The 20,296-nt window shown below is 33.3% G+C and carries 19 protein-coding genes and 1 riboswitch; of the genes, 15 read left to right on the top strand and 4 right to left on the bottom strand.

All coding sequences use genetic code 11. The annotated features are described in order from the left end of the window. Nucleotides 1–79 precede the first annotated feature (79 nt). Nucleotides 80–685 carry an L-threonylcarbamoyladenylate synthase gene (locus EJ01_RS00770; RefSeq protein ID WP_048080030.1) on the bottom strand — a complete coding sequence of 202 codons (606 nt, stop codon included), beginning with the start codon at nucleotides 683–685 and terminating at the stop codon, nucleotides 80–82. Nucleotides 686–930: 245 nt separating this feature from the next. Between EJ01_RS00770 and pgsA the strand changes: the two genes are divergently transcribed. From pgsA to EJ01_RS00735, 7 genes are all read left to right on the top strand, one after another. Continuing rightward, a complete protein-coding gene (pgsA, locus tag EJ01_RS00765) occupies nucleotides 931–1,509 on the top strand; it encodes an archaetidylinositol phosphate synthase (protein WP_048080029.1) in 579 nt (192 codons plus the stop codon). Nucleotides 1,510–1,529: 20 nt separating this feature from the next. After that, a complete protein-coding gene (locus EJ01_RS00760; protein WP_048080028.1) occupies nucleotides 1,530–1,775 on the top strand; it encodes a DUF357 domain-containing protein in 246 nt (81 codons plus the stop codon). Between the two features lie 44 nt (nucleotides 1,776–1,819). Next, nucleotides 1,820–2,476, top strand: coding sequence for a TIGR00153 family protein (locus tag EJ01_RS00755; protein ID WP_048080027.1), 657 nt, complete (start codon nucleotides 1,820–1,822; stop codon nucleotides 2,474–2,476). Nucleotides 2,477–2,513: 37 nt separating this feature from the next. After that, the gene (locus EJ01_RS00750; protein WP_048080026.1) at nucleotides 2,514–3,164 is read left to right on the top strand and encodes a DUF434 domain-containing protein; all 651 of its coding nucleotides are present in this window, start codon (nucleotides 2,514–2,516) and stop codon (nucleotides 3,162–3,164) included. A 494-nt stretch (nucleotides 3,165–3,658) separates the two neighbouring features. Then, nucleotides 3,659–4,003 carry a hypothetical protein gene (locus EJ01_RS00745; protein WP_048080025.1) on the top strand — a complete coding sequence of 115 codons (345 nt, stop codon included), beginning with the start codon at nucleotides 3,659–3,661 and terminating at the stop codon, nucleotides 4,001–4,003. Nucleotides 4,004–4,235: 232 nt separating this feature from the next. Next, nucleotides 4,236–4,300, top strand: a riboswitch (Fluoride riboswitch). Nucleotides 4,301–4,451: 151 nt separating this feature from the next. Further along, on the top strand, nucleotides 4,452–5,651 hold the full coding sequence (locus EJ01_RS00740) for a cation:proton antiporter (protein ID WP_048080024.1): 1,200 nt from the start codon (nucleotides 4,452–4,454) through the stop codon (nucleotides 5,649–5,651). Between the two features lie 105 nt (nucleotides 5,652–5,756). Further along, nucleotides 5,757–5,975 (top strand): hypothetical protein, encoded by a 219-nt coding sequence (locus tag EJ01_RS00735; protein WP_048192835.1) that lies wholly within the window; start codon nucleotides 5,757–5,759, stop codon nucleotides 5,973–5,975. A 231-nt stretch (nucleotides 5,976–6,206) separates the two neighbouring features. Here EJ01_RS00735 and EJ01_RS00730 read toward each other — a convergent pair whose 3' ends face one another. Continuing rightward, entirely contained in the window at nucleotides 6,207–7,007 is an 801-nt protein-coding gene (locus EJ01_RS00730) for a sulfite exporter TauE/SafE family protein (RefSeq protein WP_048080022.1), read from the bottom strand. Nucleotides 7,008–7,498: 491 nt separating this feature from the next. Between EJ01_RS00730 and EJ01_RS00725 the strand changes: the two genes are divergently transcribed. The 5 genes from EJ01_RS00725 (at nucleotide 7,499) to EJ01_RS16215 (ending at nucleotide 14,621) form a co-directional block, all read left to right on the top strand. After that, entirely contained in the window at nucleotides 7,499–7,789 is a 291-nt protein-coding gene (locus tag EJ01_RS00725) for a hypothetical protein (protein WP_048080021.1), read from the top strand. 542 nt (nucleotides 7,790–8,331) lie between these two features. Then, nucleotides 8,332–8,856, top strand: a complete 525-nt coding sequence (locus EJ01_RS00720; protein WP_048080020.1) for a TIGR00288 family NYN domain-containing protein — start codon at nucleotides 8,332–8,334, stop codon at nucleotides 8,854–8,856. Beyond that, on the top strand, nucleotides 8,846–10,015 hold the full coding sequence (locus tag EJ01_RS00715; protein ID WP_048080019.1) for a TIGR03576 family pyridoxal phosphate-dependent enzyme: 1,170 nt from the start codon (nucleotides 8,846–8,848) through the stop codon (nucleotides 10,013–10,015). Before EJ01_RS00720 ends, EJ01_RS00715 begins: the two co-directional genes overlap by 11 nt. Nucleotides 10,016–10,177: 162 nt before the next feature. After that, nucleotides 10,178–11,194 carry an RNA 3'-terminal phosphate cyclase gene (gene rtcA / locus EJ01_RS00710; RefSeq protein ID WP_048080018.1) on the top strand — a complete coding sequence of 339 codons (1,017 nt, stop codon included), beginning with the start codon at nucleotides 10,178–10,180 and terminating at the stop codon, nucleotides 11,192–11,194. A gap of 226 nt (nucleotides 11,195–11,420) precedes the next feature. Next, the gene (locus EJ01_RS16215; protein WP_331275694.1) at nucleotides 11,421–14,621 is read left to right on the top strand and encodes a PAS domain-containing sensor histidine kinase; all 3,201 of its coding nucleotides are present in this window, start codon (nucleotides 11,421–11,423) and stop codon (nucleotides 14,619–14,621) included. Nucleotides 14,622–14,705: 84 nt separating this feature from the next. On the opposite strand, the gene EJ01_RS00700 is transcribed toward EJ01_RS16215, so the two are convergent. Together EJ01_RS00700 and EJ01_RS00695 are read right to left on the bottom strand one after the other, a co-directional pair. Next, nucleotides 14,706–15,671, bottom strand: coding sequence for a biotin--[acetyl-CoA-carboxylase] ligase (locus EJ01_RS00700; protein ID WP_048080017.1), 966 nt, complete (start codon nucleotides 15,669–15,671; stop codon nucleotides 14,706–14,708). Between the two features lie 48 nt (nucleotides 15,672–15,719). Further along, nucleotides 15,720–17,210, bottom strand: a complete 1,491-nt coding sequence (locus EJ01_RS00695) for an acetyl-CoA carboxylase biotin carboxylase subunit (RefSeq protein WP_048080016.1) — start codon at nucleotides 17,208–17,210, stop codon at nucleotides 15,720–15,722. Nucleotides 17,211–17,565: 355 nt separating this feature from the next. Here EJ01_RS00695 and EJ01_RS00690 point away from each other — a divergent pair, with 355 nt between their 5' ends. From EJ01_RS00690 to rpl3p, 3 genes are all read left to right on the top strand, one after another. After that, on the top strand, nucleotides 17,566–18,204 hold the full coding sequence (locus tag EJ01_RS00690) for an METTL5 family protein (protein ID WP_048080015.1): 639 nt from the start codon (nucleotides 17,566–17,568) through the stop codon (nucleotides 18,202–18,204). Nucleotides 18,205–18,425: 221 nt separating this feature from the next. Beyond that, entirely contained in the window at nucleotides 18,426–19,253 is an 828-nt protein-coding gene (locus EJ01_RS00685) for a putative RNA uridine N3 methyltransferase (protein WP_048080014.1), read from the top strand. Nucleotides 19,254–19,283: 30 nt separating this feature from the next. Further along, a complete protein-coding gene (gene rpl3p, locus EJ01_RS00680) occupies nucleotides 19,284–20,294 on the top strand; it encodes a 50S ribosomal protein L3 (protein ID WP_048080013.1) in 1,011 nt (336 codons plus the stop codon). Nucleotides 20,295–20,296 lie beyond the last annotated feature (2 nt).

Here is a 20,296-nt window from a genome sequence, read left to right as displayed (position 1 = left end):
GGACAATGGCTAGTTTGAACGCTTATGAAGATTTAAAGGAATATTTAATTATAGGTGCGCAATTTTTAGGTTTAATCCATTAATACTTTAAATCAGGTACAACTGCACCTTTTCTCACGATTTTAGGTGAAGCAGTCATATCGATGACTGTGGAGTGAATTCCATGTTTGCATGTTCCAGCATCAAGAATTAAATCAATGCTGCTATCAAGCTGCTTTAAAATACCATCTAGTGATTCTGGAATCTTTTCACCTGAAATGTTAGCGCTTGTAGTTGTTATTGGAAATTGGCTTGAAAGTTCCATACAAACTCTACTGTCTGGAATTCTTACCCCAATTTTGTCCCCACCTGCAGTAAGTACTGCAGGTATATCTTTTTTTTTCTTCAAAATTACAGTAAATGGGCCTGGAAATATTTTTTCAACCAGTTTTTCTGTGTTTTTGTCCATATGTGCTATTTTATGTATGTCCTGAATTTTAGAAACACAGGCAGATATTGGTTTTGAAGGAGATCTTTTTTTGGCGTTGTATACTTTTTGAATGGCTTCTTCATCAAGTATGTTTGCACCAATTCCGTAAACTGTGTCTGTAGGATAGACTATGGTTCCGCCTCTTTTTAAAACATTGACAGCGGCCTTAATTTTATCTTTTTCTGGATTATTTGCATTAATTTTGAGTATTTTCATTTAATCATCCGTTTGTCCCAAAAATTGTAATTGATTCATATCGTATTTATATAATTTGGAATTCATGTAATTTTTGAGTTGAAATTAAATTTAAAGCACATAAACAACTTTTTTACAAATATTAGTCAAAAATATTTGGTTATTCATTATATATTGTATCTTTTATATAATTTGGAATTCATGTATTTTGTAGCTATATTGATTATCCAAAGTTTTATCTTTAGGAATTAAATAAATTATCCAGTATGCTTAATAGATTACGACCACAGCTTAAATTATTCATAGACCCCATTGCAAAACGGATCAAAATAAATCCAAATATCCTCACTATAATTGGACTTTTAATAAGTCTTTTATCTGCATATATGTTTGCACGTGGTGATTTACTGCTGGGTGGAATTTTTATACTTGTAAGCGGCCTGGCTGATGTAATTGACGGTGCAGTTGCGAGGAACCATGCTGCTGAAACACCCTTTGGAGGTATCCTTGATTCAACTGTTGATAGGTTTGCAGATGCGTTTATTTTGATTGGAATAATATACAGCGGTTCTGTAAACTGGCTCATTGGAATTTTAGCGCTGCATGCGTCTTTAAGTGTTAGTTATGTAAGGGCCAGGATAGAGGTAGAAGGAATCAGCGGCAGTGTTGGTATAGCCGAAAGGGCAGAACGCCTTGTTATTCTGGTAGCTGGTGCATTTTTAAGCGTGATAATAGGTTCAAACTATTTCATGGCACTTGCTGTAATTTTAATAATGGTACTTGGATATTTCACAGTTTTACAAAGAGTATACCATGCATGGAAGCAGTTAAAGAAGGATAAATAAGATAATATGGGATAGATAGCATGTACGATGAAAAAAGCACCATCCAACGTATTGAAAAAGATATTGAATTATTTACAAAAAATATAAAAGAAATAGAATCAATAAAAATAGATGATAATGAAAATGAGATAATTGAAAGAGCCAGAAGCTACTTTGAAGATACAAAATATTATCTAGAAAAACAGGATTACATAACTTCCTTTGGATGCGCAACATATGCACATGGATTACTGGACGCAATTCGACTTCTTCATGATATAATCTGATAATTATCCCATTAAAACCATAATTAAATTATAAAGGGATAAAAATGAAGAAATTTTTCGGTAAAGAAACTGAAGTTGAGAAACTTTCCAAATTACATGTTGAACTGGTTTATCAATGTGTTTATAAGCTTGTAGATGTTATGGAACATTTTTATGAACATGATTTTAATTCTATGGATGATGAGGTTAAGGAAATATCTCGAATCGAGAAAGAGGCGGATGATATCCGGCGAAAAATGGAAATTGAATTTTTCAAAGGCGCTTTCCTGCCTTTTGATAGGGAAGATAGGATAAACCTTGCAGAACAGGTGGATTCAGTTGCTGATGCAGTTCAATCTACTGCATATTCCATATCTTTAGGAAAGATAACTTTTCCTGAGTTATTTAGGGAAGATTTCACCGAGCTTGTTAAAGCATCCTGTGATACAGTTGCATTGCTTAGGGACTGTATAAAAATGCTTGATGTTGATTTAGGGGCTGCACTCTCCAAGACACATGACATAGAAAAAAAAGAAGATGAAGGAGATATTGTAGAAAGAAGAATAATCAGCAGACTTTATGAATCCTATAGATCTGAAGAAATTAGCATTTTAAAGTTCATGGAACTTAAAAATATCGCAGAAAAGATAGGTAATATAGCAGACCGTGCAGAAGATGCATCTGACAGGGTGCCTATAATAGTAGCAAAAAGAAAAGGCTGAATAAAGTAATATTCAAATTACTATTTTTTTAACGATTATGCAGATTGAAAAAAATAAGCTTAAGGAAGCAGCATTTGATCTGAGATTTCTTCTTAACAGGGGCTATAGAAAGAAAGGCGCTCTGCAATTTGTTGCAAATAAATATGTGTTAAACAAAGATGAGAGAAATTACCTTGCAAGGTCTATTTTTTCAGATTTAATATCTAAGAAGCGGCAGGAAAAAATCATTGATATTTCTAAAATAAAGGACGAGCTTCTTTTAGTAGATGGCTACAATGTTCTTATTACAGTTGAAAGCCTGTACAATGAAGATTATGATTCCATTATTCTATGTGATGATATGGTTATAAGGGATTTAAACGCTGTTTTTGGAAAATATAAATTTAATAATGCTACAGAGATGGCACTTAACAAAATTTTAGATTTAATAAGTTTATATGCCCCATCATACACATATTTTTTCTTTGATAGTCCTGTAAGTTTCAGTGGTAAGCTTGCTGGACTTACAAAGAAAATTATGGCAGGATATAACCTTTCAGGAAATATTTGTCTATCAAAAACTGTTGATACTGAAATTATAAGGCTATCAAAGCTTAAAAACGCAGTAGTTGCAACAGGTGACAGTGTGATAATAGACAAAGTAGACAGGATTGTGGATATACCGCGCTATATTTTGGAGAATTTCTAAAAACATCTATAGTAGAAATTATAATTTAATTATTCATTATATAACTACGACATTTCAGCGAGTTATTTATCCTAGAACTCTATTAATAGTTATAATATATCATAAATCTATTTGAAATTATATATCAATTGGTAATAAAACCCTCAAACACAAGTGTTTGGGCTGCAAAATCCTCAAAAATCACAGATTTTTGGGAGATTAAAAATGTATAGCATTTTTAATATCTACGATGTTGCGGTTCCGGAAATTGAAAACTTGCAAATCTGAAAGATTTGCAAACATCAAAATTGTAAGTTTTGATAGGTTAATAGAGATTCTATTTAGATTTAAATACAGATAATATCTAAATTAGACTGCAGAAATTTATAAAAACTCTTTAATTCACAAATTTAAAATACAATAGAATTTAACTAAATAGTTTGAATAATTTAAAGAACAAAGAGTATATAATAAAAAAATAGATATAATTATTAATATAAAAACAAGGTGTTATTATGGAACCTAACGATGAATTGTATACTGAAAAAGTAGGGCAAGAGCTTAAATCGAGGATGGCATGGTTTAAAGAAGCTCTTCAAGATGATGCTAAACGAGAAGAATTACATGAAAGTATTCAAGGGTCTGAAATACTTATACGGCTTGAAATATTTCTTCCATCGGATAATCCTGAAGATTTCGTAGATGGGCTTTACCTGTACATAGATAACAGTGGACAAATAGTAGATGCCGATTATTACTTCAGAAATACCAGTGATGGAGCAATAACGAGATTAGATGAACAGGACTTACAGATAGTTAAAGATTTGTTCCAGGATTCGTTCTCTCTGGAAATAGAATAAAATTTAATTTTTAATTCAAATTTAAAATTTTAATTAAACATTAGTATGTTAAAATCTATTTTTTTTTAAAGTAAAAGCGAAGATGAATTTCAATTCATTTTCAATTATATCCTATTTTAAAAACGTAAAATTGCTGTGGGTGGGATCATTTAAGACCGCGTCATATCTAACTATTTAAACTTTTTATTATTTTGGATATCCACTTTTAAGTATTTATACAAAAAAGGATATACTTTCTATCGGCGATGGGGTTCGCCATTAACCGCTTAAAAATAAGCTGATGACTCCTATAAAAAATTAAAAAAGAGGAAGAAGCGAAATGTTAAGTCTAAAAATCCCATTAGACAGTCTTATTTTTAAATATGGTTATTTTAATGAATCTAAATTTTATTTAAATACTATTCCATTGAAAAGCACACTCTGTAAAACTGCGGGGGATGTGTTTTAAATGGAATTTCAGCATGTTATCTTCAGCATAGCCATTATTTTATTACTCGGCTTATTAGCAAGTAAACTATTTAAGAAGATTAAATTGCCGGGATTATTAGGAATGTTAGTTCTAGGTATTGTAATTGGACCTTATGTATTAAATTTAATTGATCCTGCAATTTTGAATATATCTGGAGATTTAAGGGCAATTGCACTTATTATAATCTTATTGAGGGCAGGTTTTGGAATTCATATGGAGACTCTGCGAAAAGTTGGAAGTTCTGCAGTTAAAATGAGCTTCATTCCAGACGTAATAGAAGGACTTACAGTAATGTTTGTTGCTCATTATCTTCTGGGACTACCTTTTATTGAAGCAGGAATGTTAGGTTTTGTTATTGCAGCAGTATCGCCCGCTGTTATTGTGCCTCAAATGTTATCATTTATAAAAAGAAGAATGGGAACCAAAAAAGGAATACCGCTTATTATACTAACTGGAGCTTCTGTGGACGATGTAGTTTCTATAACAATATTTTCAATATTTTTAGGGTTATATGGTGGTCAACAAGTAAATTATTTACTTGCTATAGCAAGTATTCCAATACAGTTTGCATTAGGAATTCTGTTTGGACTAATTGTTGCAGTACTTTTAGTTTACTTATTCAAACATTTTAATATCCGTAATACAGAAAAAACACTTATAATTTTAGCATCTGCAATCCTATTAAAGAACCTTGGTGATGCATTAAGTAGTATCATTCCAATAGCTGCTTTAGTTGGGGTAATGGTTATTGGATTTGTAATTTTAGAGAGAATGCCAGAACTTGGAGCTCAAATTTCAGATAAATTTGATAAGATCTGGATATTTGCGGAAATATTACTCTTTGTCCTTGTAGGTGCTCAGGTAAACATATACCTTGCAGCTTCATTTGCGCTTATAGGTATAATCATAATCACAATAGGCTTAATGGCAAGAAGTGCCGGAGTATACCTATCATTAATTGGTTCAAACCTTAATATGGAGGAAAAAATCTTTTGTATAATAGCTTATATACCTAAAGCCACTGTACAGGCAGCTATAGGCGGTATTCCACTTGCTATGGGGGTAGCTTCAGGACAATTGATTTTAGCTATAGCTGTAATTGCAATAATATTTACAGCACCTCTGGGAGCATTTGGAGTTAGCCTATATGGTGAAAAAGTACTTAAACCTGAAAATTAGGATTAAATGGTTTAAATGACTATTGAAAACCAAATTCTAAATAATATTTTAAAATTTGACTATGGGAAAATTTTAGACAATGTTTTAAAATTTGAATTGTAGGTGATGAAAATTTTAAACAATGCTTTAAAATTCGTGCATGGGCGAGAACATGAAAAAGGAGGATTTAGCATTTATAAAGGTATTTCAGACACCAAAAATACGTATTATGCTGTAAATATCCTTAAAATGTTTAATAAAGAGCCGCATAATAAAGAAAAAACAGTAGAATGGGTTGAAAAATTATGTAATCTATTTAATACTTTAACGGAAGATGAGAGTTGAAATTAAGTGCATGAACAACAGGAATATGGTTTTTCTGTCAGTTATACATTTATTTTTATTTCATTAAACTTCTGGGTAAATACATATACAATTAAAAACTTCAAAATAATTTATTAATGTTTTAAAAGTATTATAAAATATATATTGATTTATGCATATTTAAAGACTTTAAAATAGTAATGGGGTACAATGGAAGTTAAAAAAAAAGAAAAAAAAATAATATAAACTGTATTAGTCTTTTTCAGTGAGTATTTTAATGGATGTGAATATCAGTAACGCACCTAATATGATCTTTAATAGCTGTGAAGGGGCGTATATGACTAAGAATGCACCTATTGAAGCACCGATAATAGAAGCTATACCCATTGGCAAGACTAAAGAGCTGAGTTCGGACTTGTCAGTATACATTTTATTTTTTGTATGTCTTGTAATTCCGACAAGCATTGTAGGTAAACTGATGATTAAACTCATTGTCCCTGCTAATTTAACATCTATCCCGAAGAGTAAAATTAATATAGGGATTATAACTTCTCCGCCGGCGACCCCTAAGAGGCTACTGATGATTCCGATAAGTATTCCGCAGAATACAGCTACTATTAGCTCTATATAAATACTGCCGAACATTATTCCCATTGAGCCGAAGGTGATAAAGCTTTCACTAATAAGGAGCACTCCCATGACTAAAAGTAGTATTAACAGTATTTTTTTAAACAAAGTATCGGATATTTTAGTTAGCATTCCTATTCCCCAGTAAGCGCCTGTAGTAGATCCTACGATGATTGCTAGCATTAGCAGTACTTGGGGTACAATAATGGAGATATCGAAATTACGGGATCTAAAATATATCGCCGATACAACTGTTATTAAACTTATTAACATGTTTAATGCCACTGCTTTTTTAGCAGTTTTACTAAATGTTTTTAATAGGAAAGGAAGTCTAAATTCAGCCCCTCCTAAACCTATTAATCCACCTAAACAGCCGATAGGCCCACCGATAGTAAATGCTAAAAGAGACGTTTTTTTATCTTTCATTTTATTAACCTATGGGAAAAATTGATTTACTTTCTTGGATTTATACGATATGCAATATATACGTTTTCTTTTTTGAAAATTAATAGGCTTATTAGTAGAGGTATTGCTATAAAAATATCAATTAAATCTTAAATTTTTGTATAACACAACTTGCATTATTTATATTAAAGCAGTACTAAATATATGTTTCTAAAATAAAAATAACATGCTTAAAGTTTGAGACTGAAAGACGAGCGACTTTGCAGGGATAGTCACACATGATCTAAAATTTGGATTTGAAGAATAGTTATTGTGGTGTTTGGGATTTTAATGCTCAGGATAGATTTATGAGAGTATTGTAACCATGGACAAAATGAAGTTGTTTCTATCAGGCGGTGAATCTATTAGAAGTACAATGAAATGAGTTCTATCGAAAAAAGGAGTAATTAAAATCATGTGTACATATCGCAAAAATTAAGTTATATGGTGCTTAAATATTCTATGGTGATTTTATGCTGGAAGTTAAAGTACTGGAATTTGGATATTCAGTTGAACATCAAAAACACTTTATTAGACTTAATATCGTGGGATTAGAAAAAGAAAAAAAGGATAAAATATTACCTATGATAGCTAATATACCTTTGGGAAACATTAAACGATTTGTAGTTGAATCAGATGATGAAAAAGGGTTAAAAATACTTGAATATTTCCCTGAAGATGAATACCCATTTAATAATGGAATTCCGACGGGAGAAGAAATTAAAGCTGTTGAAGAAATGGTAAAAGGATTTATGATTCAATAGATATTTTTAATGTTTAATTAATTTTTTAATGCAGTGACATTCTAGTTAAAGTATTGTGGTCCTGATAGAATAATGGTAGTTACCTCTAGTGAATTTAAAATGTACCAATCAAATGAGTTCACCAGGAGATCACAAGTTAAATTCTTTTTTACGACTTCTTTTTTGGTACACAACATGTATAACTCTATGGGTTTTCATTACGCAGGGGAAATTTGGACTAATTTTTAAGCGAAATAAATCTAAAACTATATAAAAAACTAAATTTAAATCATGAACTGTTGTAAAAAAAGCTTATATAATAAAATTTACAGGTATGTTTTAAACTGGATAAGTAAAGTAATATAGAAAAATGAACATAATATTTAGACAGTTAATATTATTTAGAAGATGGAAATTTAAAAATATTGTCTATAAAACAGATTAAAAACAGCCTGTACTGTAAAAAAACAATAATAAATTAATTTAAAAGCAATTAGGCATTGTTTTTTACTCTATTTAATATATGTGTTAACAAGGTATTTAAAATAAGTTGGAGGATAACCATGCGTAGCTTTGAAAAACTGACTTCCTTAAAGGATTACATTCCTCTAAAAAAAAGGGAAGCAGGTGGAAAGACTATAGGTCTTCTTGTTGATGGACCGAATATGCTAAGGAAAGAATTTAGCCTTAATCTTGATATTGTAAGAAAAATTGTGGCTGATTTTGGTGATATGAGGGTAGGTAAAGTCCTTTTAAACCAATATGCTTCAGATAAACTTATAGAAGCTATTGTAAATCAGGGATTTACTCCAGTTGTCGTTGCGGGCGATACTGATGTTTATATGGCTGTTGAAGGTATGGAATTAATTTATAATCCTAATATTGATGTTGTTGCTCTCATGACTCGTGACGCTGATTTTTTACCTATTATAAATAAAGCAAAGGAAAATGGAAAAGAAACAATTGTGATTGGTGTAGAACCTGGATTCAGTGCTGCACTGCAGAACTCTGCAGATCATGCTATTGTCTTAAAAGCTGAAACTAAAGGCAAATCTGATCAGGCCACAAGGGAAGAAAATGCTTATTAAATCTCCTGTAGATGAAGTAAAAAAAAGGGAAAATTCGTTTAGAATTATCAGTTCTATTTTAAATCAAAATGGAAGAAACGCGCTTTATGATTTAACAGGCCTTGCTGGAGGATTTAAATTGAGTCAGGAAGATTTAGATCTCCTTGAAACATATGCAGGCCCTGCTATATTTGAAAGTCAATTACAAAATCTTGGAAAAGCGCATCTGGGCGGAGAAAAGATACTTGCATTTAATAGAACTACATCTGGAATTCTAGCAACTATTTTAGCTCTTGTATCAAGTGGTGATGAAGTTATTCATTATTTGCCTAAATTTCCATCTCACCCTTCTATTCCTCGAAGTACTGCGCTTGTAGGTGCTTCTTACCGGGAATTTGATAATCTTGATGAATTTGAAATTAATGATAACACTTCTTTAGTTATTATAACTGGTTCTACAATGGACCATGATATCATAAAAGAAGATGAATTTTTGAAAATAATTGAGTTATCGAAATCAAAAAATATCCCAGTGTTTGTAGATGATGCGTCTGGAGCAAGGCTAAGAACGGTATTATACCATCAGCCAAAAGCGATGGATATGGGTGCTGATCTGGTTATAACCAGTACTGATAAGTTAATGGATGGTCCAAGGGCAGGGCTCATGGCTGGAAAAGGTGAAATTGTAGACTTAATAAAATCTAAGGCGCATCAATTCGGTCTTGAAGCTCAATCTGCAACTATTGTAGGAATAATAAAGGCAATTGAGAGCTTCAGCGGAGAAAGAATGCTTGATGCATTCCGAAAGAAACACCTTGTTTATGAAGCTGTAAAAAAAGGAATTAACAGCATTAGAGAAACACCGACAGGTGTAATGCTTTCAGCTGATGATCTGATAAATGAATTAAATCAGAAGGGCGTTGAAACTGAATTTAGTCCCGCAGACGTTGCATGTGTTTTTGCAGCACTTCTCCTTAGAAACTATCATATAGTCACAATTCCTGCAGTTGGAATGCCCGGAGCATCACCAACTATACGGATAGATCTCGCAGCAAAAGATGCTGAACGTATTGATAAAGACTATATTGTTAAAGCATTCATTGAGACTTTTTCACATCTAAATGAAATTGTAAACTATAAAGATGCATGTGAATTAATTTTATACGAATACGACGCTTAAGATGCATGAATCGACATATTCATGTTCATTACTTTTTTTATATTAACATAATTAAAAATAAATTTTAGGGCTTATTAATATAATATTATAAACACTCCAAATTTTGTAGTGGATCAAAAATAGTCTAAAATTCTATGGATTTTACAGGAGTTTTTGAAAAACATGATTGAAATAGATGGATCTCATGGAGAAGGAGGGGGAGCTCTTTTACGCATATCTACAGCATTATCTGCTTTAAACGTGAAACCTATTCACATAACTAATATTCGTGCAAATAGGCCTAAATCGGGTTTAATGCCTCAACATTTAAATGCTGTAAAGGCTGTTGCAGGTTTATCTAATGCACGTGTTGAAGGGCTTGAAATAGAGTCAAAAGAACTATTTTTTTATCCTGAAGAGGTAAAGGGTGGAAATTATAATATTGACGTTAAAACTGCTGGAAGCGTTACTTTAGTCCTCCAGGCATTTATGATACCTGCCGTATTTGCAGATGCACCTGTAAACATTAAAATACGCGGGGGTACAGATGTGAGGTGGTCCCCTCCTGTAAATTATCTTCAGCATGTTACTCTCCCTGTTTTAAGATCAATGGGATATAATGCAGAATTAGATATAATTTGCAGGGGCCATTATCCTCGTGGTGGGGGTATCATTAATGTTAAAATAAACCCTGTGAAAAAATTAAATCCGATTAATATCAGTGAGTTAAAGGTAGATAAAATAAGGGGAATATCCCATGCTGTAAAACTGCCGGAACACGTTGCAGTAAGACAGGCTGAAAGTGCAGAAAAAGTTCTTAAAGCAAATGGATTTGACGCGGAAATTGAAATTGAACATTCGGATAATACATCTGGGCCAGGATCTGGTATTGTTCTCTGGACAGAAGGAAATACTAGAGTTGGTGGAAGTTCCATTGGTGAAAGAGGAGTAAGAGCAGAAAAAGTTGGCGAAAAAGCAGCAGAAGAACTTTTATATCATATATCCCGTGGAGCTGCAGCTGATAAATATATTGGAGATCAAATTATACCTTATATGGCCATAGCAGGTAAATCCAAGGTAAAAACTGCAGAGTTGACTTTACATGCTGTTACTAATATATTCGTAACAGAAAAAATAATGGACAAGAAATTTGACGTTGATGGGGAAGTAGGCGAACCTGCAATTATTAAAATAAGTTGAAGTTGCAGGGATTAATCTTAAGTATATCTTTATGTGGGGCGTAAATCCTCTATTTTAATGTATATTTTAAAAATCAATCATTTGAACGGTTAAATTAGATAAATAATTTGATAAAACATGAATAAGAACAAAATTGCGCAGGAGTTTTATTGCATAAATCATAAGTTATTTATCTTAAAAAATTAGAGTAATTAACGAGGATAGGAAATGAATATAGTTCGGAGGAATTATATTTAAAGAAACTGATATTAAATTCAGGGAAATTTTCTTGAAATCTCCAATAGGTATTTTATTTTATGATAAAGAAGGTAAATTGATCGCTGCAAATCAATCAGCTAAGGAGATAGCTGGAATTCCAGAATCAGAGGATGTAAGTGTAAATCTATTTAACAATCCTGATGTTGTTTCTAGGAAGGAAAAGCTGATCGGTGAAGGGGTAATTAAATTTCAGTCCCAAATAAATTTTGAAGATATGGGGGAGGCAGGATATTATGATCCTACCAGATCAGGGACTGCCTACTTAGATTTTACTATTTCTGCTGTTGATTCTGGGTATTTAGTGCAGATTCAGGATATTACTGAACGTAAAAAAATTGAAGAAAGATTAACGGAAAATGAAAAGAAATATCGTGAACTGGTTGAAAATGCCAATAGCATTATCCTTAAGATGGATAAAAAAGGACGAATTACATTTTTTAATGAATTTGCTGAGAAATTTTTTGGTTTTAATAAAGAAAAAATTATGGGAAAAAATGTTATTGGTACAATAGTTCCTGAAACTGAATCTTCGGGAAGAAATCTCAGAGAACTCATTAACCTGATTGTAAGTGATCCTGAATCCCATATTAATATGGAAAATGAGAATATAACTCATGATAAGAGAAGAGTTTGGGTTTCATGGACAAATAAAGGTATTTATGATGATGAGGGCAATGTTACAGGTGTTTTAAGTATTGGGACAGATATTACCAAGCGTAAAGACGCTGAAAATGCTTTCAAACATTTGATGTTTGAGGCCTCAAAATCAAAGAATTTAATTTTAAAAGAACTGCAGGAAGCCCATAATAATCTGGAATTAAAAGTAAAAAAGCGAACTAGAGAACTTAATGAGTCTAATCATGCGCTGCGAAAAGAAATTCAAGAACGCAAACATGCTGAAGAAGCTCTTATTAAATCGAGAAATTATCTTGATAAGATTATAAATTCAATCGCTGATCCAGTTTTTGTGAAGGATAAACAGCACTACTGGATTCTTTTAAACGATGCTTACTGCAAACTCATGGGCTATTCACGAGAAGAACTTCTGGGGAAATCAGATTATGATTTTTTTCCTTCTCATGAAGCGGATGTTTTCTGGGAGAAGGACGAAGAAGTGTTCAAAACTGGAGTGGAAAACGTTAATGAAGAAGAATTTACAGACTCTGAAGGAAATGTGCATATTCTTGTTACTAAAAAAACGTTATACACTGATATTTCTGGAGAAAAATATATAGTGGCAAGTATTAAGGATATAACAGAGCTTAAAAAGACTGAAAATAATTTACGCCAGAGTGAAAGGAAGCTAACATTGGCGATGGACATGGCTAAATTAGCTTACTGGGAGTATGATGTCAGTTTAGACTTGTTTACTTTTGATGATCGGTTTTATAAGTTGTATGGGACCACTGCTGACCATGAAGGAGGATCAAAAATGTCTTCTGAAGAATATGCCCAAAAATTTCTTCCTCCTGAAGAATCACACCTGGTAAATGAAGAAATGACCAAAGCTTTAAAGACTGATGATCCTGACTTTTTTGGACAGGTTGAACACACAATTATAAGGGCCGACGGTGAAAAACGTTTTATTATAGTCCGTTATGGAGTTATTAAGAACGATGAAGGTCGAACAATCAAAACTTACGGTGCAAATCAGGACATTACTGAACTTAAGAAAGCTGAAGCTGCTTTAAAAGATAGTGAAGCGAAGTTCCGCGGAATTTTCGATAATGCAACAGATATGATTAGTTTAATTGAAGGCAGCAAAGACGGCAAATATACACGATATATTGAAGTTAATAATGCCGGAATTAAGCGATTGGGTTATAGTAAGGATGAATTTTTAAATATGGGTCCTTTTGATATTGATGAAGGGCTTGAAACACCTGAAAATATGAAAAAGCTCTCTAAAGAGGGTCATGTCCGTTTTGAAACAGTTCACGTAGCTAAAAATGGAATAAAAATACCTGTGGAGGTTATTATCCATTTTATTAATCGCAATGCAACAGATGTTGCCCTTGAAATTTCTCGTGATATAACGGAGCGTAAAAAAGCAGATTATGAGCTTAAAAAGAGTGAACAAAAGTACAGAACCCTTTTTAATTCATCACCAGATTCTACAATACTTATAAGAACTGATGGGAATTTAATGGATGTAAACCATGCAGCACAGGAAGTTACAGGAGTATCTAAGAAAGATTTAATTGGAAAAAATTTTACAGAACTGGACTTATTGCTTGATGAAGAAATGCCGTTGCATATAGAAAAAGTTTCCCAAGTTTTGAGAGGAAAGAATTTAAAGCCGTATGAATCTCGATTTATTGATAAGAACGGCAAAATTCATTACGTTGAAACCTATTTAAAAGCATTAAAAAAGGATGAAGAAATATTTGCTTTTAATGTAATTGCGCATGATATTACTGAACGTAAAAAGGCGGAAGAGAAATTAAGAGAAACAATCGAAGAGTTGGAACGTTCTAATTATGAACTTCAGCAGTTTGCTTATATTACTTCCCATGATTTGCAGGAGCCTCTTAGAACCATTGCAAGTTTTACACAGCTTCTTGAAAGAAGATATAGTGGCCAACTAGATTCTGATGCGGATGAATTTATTGAATTTATAGTAGATGCTGCTGTTCGTATGAAAGAAATGATTCAGGGATTACTTGAATATTCTCGTGTTGGGACTCAAAAAGTTGAATTTAAAGAAGTAGATATGAATACTGAACTTGAGCAAGCTTTGTTTAATTTACATGCATTAATCAATAAAAATAAGGCTGAAATTACACATGTTCATCTTCCAAATGTAATGGCTGATCCTGCTCAGATAGTTAGAGTTTTCCAGAACTTAATTAGTAATGCCATTAAATTTAGAAAGTCTGATGAACCTCCAAAAATCCATGTCTCATGCCAGATAGATAAAGAAAATAATGAATATATTTTTTCTGTTGCAGATAATGGGATAGGGATAGAAAAAGAATATAAAGATAAAATTTTTGAAGTTTTTAAGCGGTTGCATGCAATGGGCAAATATGAAGGGACTGGAATAGGTTTATCTGTTGTTAAACGTATAATAGAGCAATATGATGGCAGAATTTGGGTTGAATCTGAACTGGGCATGGGTTCAACTTTTTATTTCACATTACCATTTACCCACTCAAAAGATATCTGATTTAAAAAAAATTGAATTAAAAAATAAATTAGAATTTAGTTTAATTGATTATGTTTGTCCCTAAAAGGCTCAAAATGTAAGTCTCTAAATATGCCTGCACTCACCAGAAATAATCTTTCTGAGTGTTCCATCATCAAGTTCTAAAATCAATGCCCCTTTACTGTTTACACCTATGGCTTCCCCACGGACAAATTCAGTTCCTTTTCTAATTTCTACCTGTCTTCCAATGGTTTTGGAAAGCTGACGCCATTTCTTTAAAATTTCATGGAAGTTACCTTTATTGAACTCATCATACATTGCTTCGAAATTTCCAAGGAACTTTTGTACCAGTATCATACGGGATATATCCTGATTCAGTTCGCTTTTAAGAGATGTTGTTGTATCTTGGAGTTCTGAAGGGAGTAAATTTACATCAATATTGGCATCGATTCCAATTCCTGTAACGATGTAGTCAATTGTGTCTATTTCAGTGCTTATTTCAGTTAATACGCCGCAAACTTTTTTATCATCTATTAAAACATCATTTGGCCATTTTATACCTGCATCAAGTCCGTATTCATTTTTTATGGTCTGTGCAGCTGCAACACCAGCTATAAATGTTAACTGGGGTGCATTAATAGGTAATGTATTAGGTCTCAGGATGATAGACAACCACGCGCCGCCTAATGGAGATATCCATTTTTTTCCACGTCTGCCTTTTCCTCTCCTTTGACTTTCTGCTATTACAACTGTCCCTTCAGGTGCGCCATTTCGGGCTAATTTTTTTGCAACTTCGTTTGTGGAATCCACTTCTCTAAAATAGTGAATTTCTTTCCCAATGTAATTGGTTTTGAGGCTGTCTTTAAGTTTATGGGGTAGTAATAAGGTTAGATCTTCTTTAAGCTTTAATTCTCCAGTAGAGGATGTTTCTATAGTGTATCCTTCATTTTTAAGCGATGTTACATGTTCCTGCACTTCTGCTACTGGAATTTCAAGTTTGGAAGCTATGCTGTCAAGGGAGATATATTCGCCTTTTTTTTCATAAAGAGTTTCTAACACTTTATCTTTCATTTTAACACCGATTTTCTTTTAATATAATAATATAAGTGAAAAAAATAATTATAATTCCTTTTTGGAATTATTTAAGTTTGTTACATAACTATTTACAGCAGCAGACACTGCAGCAATTTTGGGGGACGGTAAGAATGTAGATTTTAACCTGGCTACAATCTTTTCATCAGCTTTCATTACCTGTGCCATGTGTCCCATGATTTCATCACGGTACTCGTCAACGAAGTGGGTGTGTAATTTGGCTTTTATGAAGCTTTCACTCAGCATCATTGATTTATGGAATGGGACAGTTGTTTTAACTCCCAATATAATATATTCATTCAGGGCCCTTCTCATACGTGCTATACATTCATCCCTTGTCATTCCATAAACTATAAGTTTGGATATCATGGAATCGTAAAAGGAGGGTATTGTATAATTCATGTAAACTCCACTGTCAACCCTGACTCCTATTCCTCCCGGAGAACGGTATCCAGTTATTTTACCAGGATTTGGAGCAAAATCATTCATTGGATCCTCTGCATTTATTCTGCATTCTATAGCGTGCCCTCTGACTGTAATGTCTTCCTGTCTGCAGCAGAGCTCTTCACCAGATGCTATTTTAAGCTGCTCTTTTACAAGGTCTATTCCGGTTATTATTTCGGTAATAGGGTGTTCCACCTGTATACGGGTGTTCATTTCCAGGAAGTAAAATTCGCCGTTTGAATATAAAAATTCAACAGTTCCTGCATTGGTGTAACCTATGGAAGAAGCGGCTCTAACTGCAGCACTACCCATCTCTTCTCGAAGTTCTTCGGTCATAATTGGGGAAGGTGCTTCTTCAATCAGTTTTTGATGTCTTCTTTGAATTGAACATTCTCTGTCTGCAGCGTGAATGGTATTCCCGTGTTCATCTGCGAGTATCTGGAATTCAATGTGCCTTGGTTCTTCTATGTATTTTTCAATATAGATGGTTGAGTCTCCAAATGCAGAGGCTGCAACTGACTGTGTGGATTCAATTGCACGTACAAGTTCGTCTTCTTCATAAACTGTACGCATTCCAATTCCCCCACCTCCTGCAGATGCTTTCACAATAACAGGGTATCCAATTGATTCTGCTATATCAACTGCTTCATCAATGTCAGTTATTCCTTTGGCAGTACCTGGAACAACAGGAACTCCTGCTTTTTCCATTAACTTTTTAGACTCAATTTTACTTCCCATGGATTCTATAATATTTCCTTTTGGCCCTATTAATTTGATACCGTGTTTTTCACATTCAAATCCTAATTTAGGATTTTCGGCTAAAAATCCATAACCTGGATGAATTGCTTCAGCACCACTTTTTTCTGCAACATCAATTATCTTTTCAATGTTTAGATAACTTTGTGATGGACTTGGATTTCCTATATTATAAGCTTCATTAGCATATTTTGCAAAAAGAGAATTTGAATCTGCATCAGAGTATACAGCGACGCTTTTTACGCCGAGCTCTTTACATGCTCTCATTACTCTTATTGCAATTTCGCCACGATTAGCAATCAGTATTTTATTAAACATGATATCACCTAGCAACACTATTTACATTAGTTTCTCCATAAGCTTGTACGACATTTTTGTCATGATTAGCAATATTTAAACATGATATCGCATTCTAAAAGTTTAAGATTAACATGGATATCGTAGATTAATTTAGTTATTTATAGCTATGATTCATGATCACTTATTAATTTATATTTGATCTATATTTATTTCTAATTAAAGAGGCTGTCCGGTAATTCAAAATCTGGAAAAAAAAATAAGTAAAACTTTTCGAAAATCAATGCTGCAAACAATATCAAAAACTTCGTTTTTGATGTTTGCAAATCTGGATACAGCCTCTTAAGTTTAATATAAGTAGGATATGGATGCTAAAATGAGTAAAAAAGTAACAATTACAAAAAAAAGACACCTTGAAATGATGCTTCAACAAATTCCGCCCCATAAATCTCCAAAGGTTCATCTGGAACAGTACACAACGCCTTCAAACATTGCTTCTGATATTTTATGGAATGCATACTCTTTGGGAGATATAAAAGATAAAAAAGTAATTGATTTAGGCTGCGGTACTGGTATATTTGCTATTGGGTCTGTTTTACTTGGAGCTAGAGAAGTTACTGGTGTGGATATTGATCCTGGCGCATTGGAAATTGCGAGAACTCAGGCATCAAAAATGGGTGTTGAAGATGATATGGAATTCATTTCAAGAGATATTCAAGATTTTGCTGGAAATGCGGATACTGTGATTCAGAACCCTCCGTTTGGAGCACAAAAAACAAAAAGGAAAGAAGCAGATAGAATTTTCATGACTAAATCTATGGAAATTGCTCCTGTTGTATATTCATTTCATATACTTGAGACGGAACCATTTGTAGAAAGATTCTTTAATAAATTGGGTGGTTGCATAACACACAAATTCTCTTATAGTTTTCCCATACCCCGCACTTATCATTTTCATGAAAAGGAAAAGATCGATATAGATGTGATTGTACTGCGGATTCAAAAGAAGGAATAGATAAAATGGAGAGTTTAACCTCCCATAATTTTATATATAAAAAACTCTATAATTAGTGATGTTATTTGATATACAAACTATTAAATAGCCCTAAATCATAAATTATTATAAAATAATTTTGAGAGTAATAATATTGTATCTTAGTATTTATATATAACTTAAGCTAAATCTAAAAAGGTTGCACTATATATTTATTAAAGATAGGAAACAGATAGTGGAAAATGACATTAAGACATTTATCCATTTTTATACCTGCCTCAATAACTGCTGAGAGTAAAGATTTGAGGATAAAAACTTATAAGGTAGGGTTGATTGGTAGATCTGCGGCAATATTTAGGGCGGATAAGATTGTCGTTTACAACGATATTTCTAATGAGAAAGAGGTAAAGTTTATTAGTGATGTTCTCACTTATATGAATACGCCTCAATACCTTAGAAAAAAGGTATTTCCAATCACAAGGGAATTAAAAAACGTGGGAATTCTTCCACCACTTAGAACTCCCCACCATCCTACAGGAGAACTCAATGTAGGCGATTATAGGCAAGGGTTCACCGTAAAAAGGACTAAAAAAGGTACAATAGTTGACATAGGGGCGGATAGACCCGCACTTTGTCGTGATAAACTCAGCATAAATAAAGTGTTTAGCTTCCGTGTAGTGAAGATAAGCAAAAAAGAGATATTAATAGAACCAGATAAACCCGATTCTTACTGGGGTTATGAGGTTTTATCTACTTATAAGGACTTGTATGAAAGCATATTAGAAGTAAAACCCGATCTTGTTATTGGAACTTCTAGATGTGCAGAGCCCATCACTTCTATTTTAGATGAAGTAAAGCACAAGATAAAAGATGCCAGACATTTGGCTATTTTGTTTGGTGGTCCTTATTCAGGCTTGCATGAACTTATTCAGGGCCGAAAAAACATAATAGATCTTGAAGTAAATACAGTTCCCTCTCAAGGAACTGCTACTATAAGGACTGAAGAGGCGGTTTTAACAACTTTATCTGCATTTAACCTTCTTTTAAATGCAGAGAACTCGGAAAATTGAATGAATTGTTAAGTAAGGAGGTAAATTAAAATGACTAGACATCACCAACCAAGAAAAGGATCAGTTGCATTTAGTCCTAGAAAAAGAGCATCTAAACAATCACCAAGGATTAAATCCTGGCCTACTGTTGAAGAAACTGGGTTGCTCGGATTTGCAGGATATAAAGTGGGAATGACCCACGTAATGATGACTGATAACAGGAAAAGCTCACCAACAGAAGGAATGGAAGTATCCACACCGGTGACGGTATTGGAAGTGCCACCTGTTGTTGTAATGGGTATAAGAGCATATGAAAAGACAACTTATGGGCTTAAGACCATGATGGATATCATGGCAAGCGACTTAAGTGAAGATCTTTTGCGTAAAATAAGATTACCAGAAGAATATGATACTGATTCTAATTTAAATAAATTAAATGAAAACATTGATAATGTTTCTGATATACGTGTTTTAATACATACTAATCCTAAAGCTACAAGCGTTCCTAAGAAGAAACCTGAAATAGTTGAATGTGGGCTTGGCGGAGCTTCAGTTGCTGAAAAATTGGAGTATGCTACAAGCGTTCTTGGAACCGAAATAAATGCAGCTGACGTTTTTTCTGATGGAGAACATGTTGACTCCATAGCAATCACTAAAGGTAAAGGATTCCAGGGACCTGTTAAAAGATGGGGTGTCAGGATCCAGTACGGAAAAGCTGCAAGAAGTAGTAAAGGAAGACACGTAGGTTCATTAGGTCCATGGTCTCCAGAAAGGACTATGTGGACAGTTCCACAAGCAGGTCAAATGGGATATCACAAAAGGACTGAATATAATAAACAGATTCTTAAGATTGCAGATGCATCAGAAGTAGATGCTGTAAATCCTGAAGGCGGATTTGTTAAATATGGTCTTGTGAAAAACAATTACGTTCTGGTGAAAGGATCACTTCCAGGCCCATCAAAAAGGCTTGTAATACTCAGAAAAGCAGTCAGGCCTCATGGAAAACATAATGATGCACCTGAAATATCATACATCTCAACAGCTTCAAAACAGGGAGTTTGAGA

The organism is Methanobacterium veterum, assembly GCF_000745485.1.
GTDB classification, from domain to species: domain Archaea; phylum Methanobacteriota; class Methanobacteria; order Methanobacteriales; family Methanobacteriaceae; genus Methanobacterium_D; species Methanobacterium_D veterum.
Note: the sequence above shows the minus strand (reverse complement) of the source record. Positions and strands in the feature narration are given on the sequence as shown.

Excerpts from the sequence above, each read along its gene's own strand:
- EJ01_RS00770 (WP_048080030.1), bottom strand. The coding sequence starts at position 685 with ATGAAAATACTCAAAATTAATGCAAATAATCCAGAAAAAGATAAAATT.
- pgsA (WP_048080029.1), top strand. The coding sequence starts at position 931 with ATGCTTAATAGATTACGACCACAGCTTAAATTATTCATAGACCCCATT.
- EJ01_RS00760 (WP_048080028.1), top strand. The coding sequence starts at position 1,530 with ATGTACGATGAAAAAAGCACCATCCAACGTATTGAAAAAGATATTGAA.
- EJ01_RS00755 (WP_048080027.1), top strand. The coding sequence starts at position 1,820 with ATGAAGAAATTTTTCGGTAAAGAAACTGAAGTTGAGAAACTTTCCAAA.
- EJ01_RS00750 (WP_048080026.1), top strand. The coding sequence starts at position 2,514 with ATGCAGATTGAAAAAAATAAGCTTAAGGAAGCAGCATTTGATCTGAGA.
- EJ01_RS00745 (WP_048080025.1), top strand. The coding sequence starts at position 3,659 with ATGGAACCTAACGATGAATTGTATACTGAAAAAGTAGGGCAAGAGCTT.
- EJ01_RS00740 (WP_048080024.1), top strand. The coding sequence starts at position 4,452 with ATGGAATTTCAGCATGTTATCTTCAGCATAGCCATTATTTTATTACTC.
- EJ01_RS00735 (WP_048192835.1), top strand. The coding sequence starts at position 5,757 with ATGAAAATTTTAAACAATGCTTTAAAATTCGTGCATGGGCGAGAACAT.
- EJ01_RS00730 (WP_048080022.1), bottom strand. The coding sequence starts at position 7,007 with ATGAAAGATAAAAAAACGTCTCTTTTAGCATTTACTATCGGTGGGCCT.
- EJ01_RS00725 (WP_048080021.1), top strand. The coding sequence starts at position 7,499 with ATGCTGGAAGTTAAAGTACTGGAATTTGGATATTCAGTTGAACATCAA.
- EJ01_RS00720 (WP_048080020.1), top strand. The coding sequence starts at position 8,332 with ATGCGTAGCTTTGAAAAACTGACTTCCTTAAAGGATTACATTCCTCTA.
- EJ01_RS00715 (WP_048080019.1), top strand. The coding sequence starts at position 8,846 with ATGCTTATTAAATCTCCTGTAGATGAAGTAAAAAAAAGGGAAAATTCG.
- rtcA (WP_048080018.1), top strand. The coding sequence starts at position 10,178 with ATGATTGAAATAGATGGATCTCATGGAGAAGGAGGGGGAGCTCTTTTA.
- EJ01_RS00700 (WP_048080017.1), bottom strand. The coding sequence starts at position 15,671 with ATGAAAGATAAAGTGTTAGAAACTCTTTATGAAAAAAAAGGCGAATAT.
- EJ01_RS00695 (WP_048080016.1), bottom strand. The coding sequence starts at position 17,210 with ATGTTTAATAAAATACTGATTGCTAATCGTGGCGAAATTGCAATAAGA.
- EJ01_RS00690 (WP_048080015.1), top strand. The coding sequence starts at position 17,566 with ATGAGTAAAAAAGTAACAATTACAAAAAAAAGACACCTTGAAATGATG.
- EJ01_RS00685 (WP_048080014.1), top strand. The coding sequence starts at position 18,426 with ATGACATTAAGACATTTATCCATTTTTATACCTGCCTCAATAACTGCT.
- rpl3p (WP_048080013.1), top strand. The coding sequence starts at position 19,284 with ATGACTAGACATCACCAACCAAGAAAAGGATCAGTTGCATTTAGTCCT.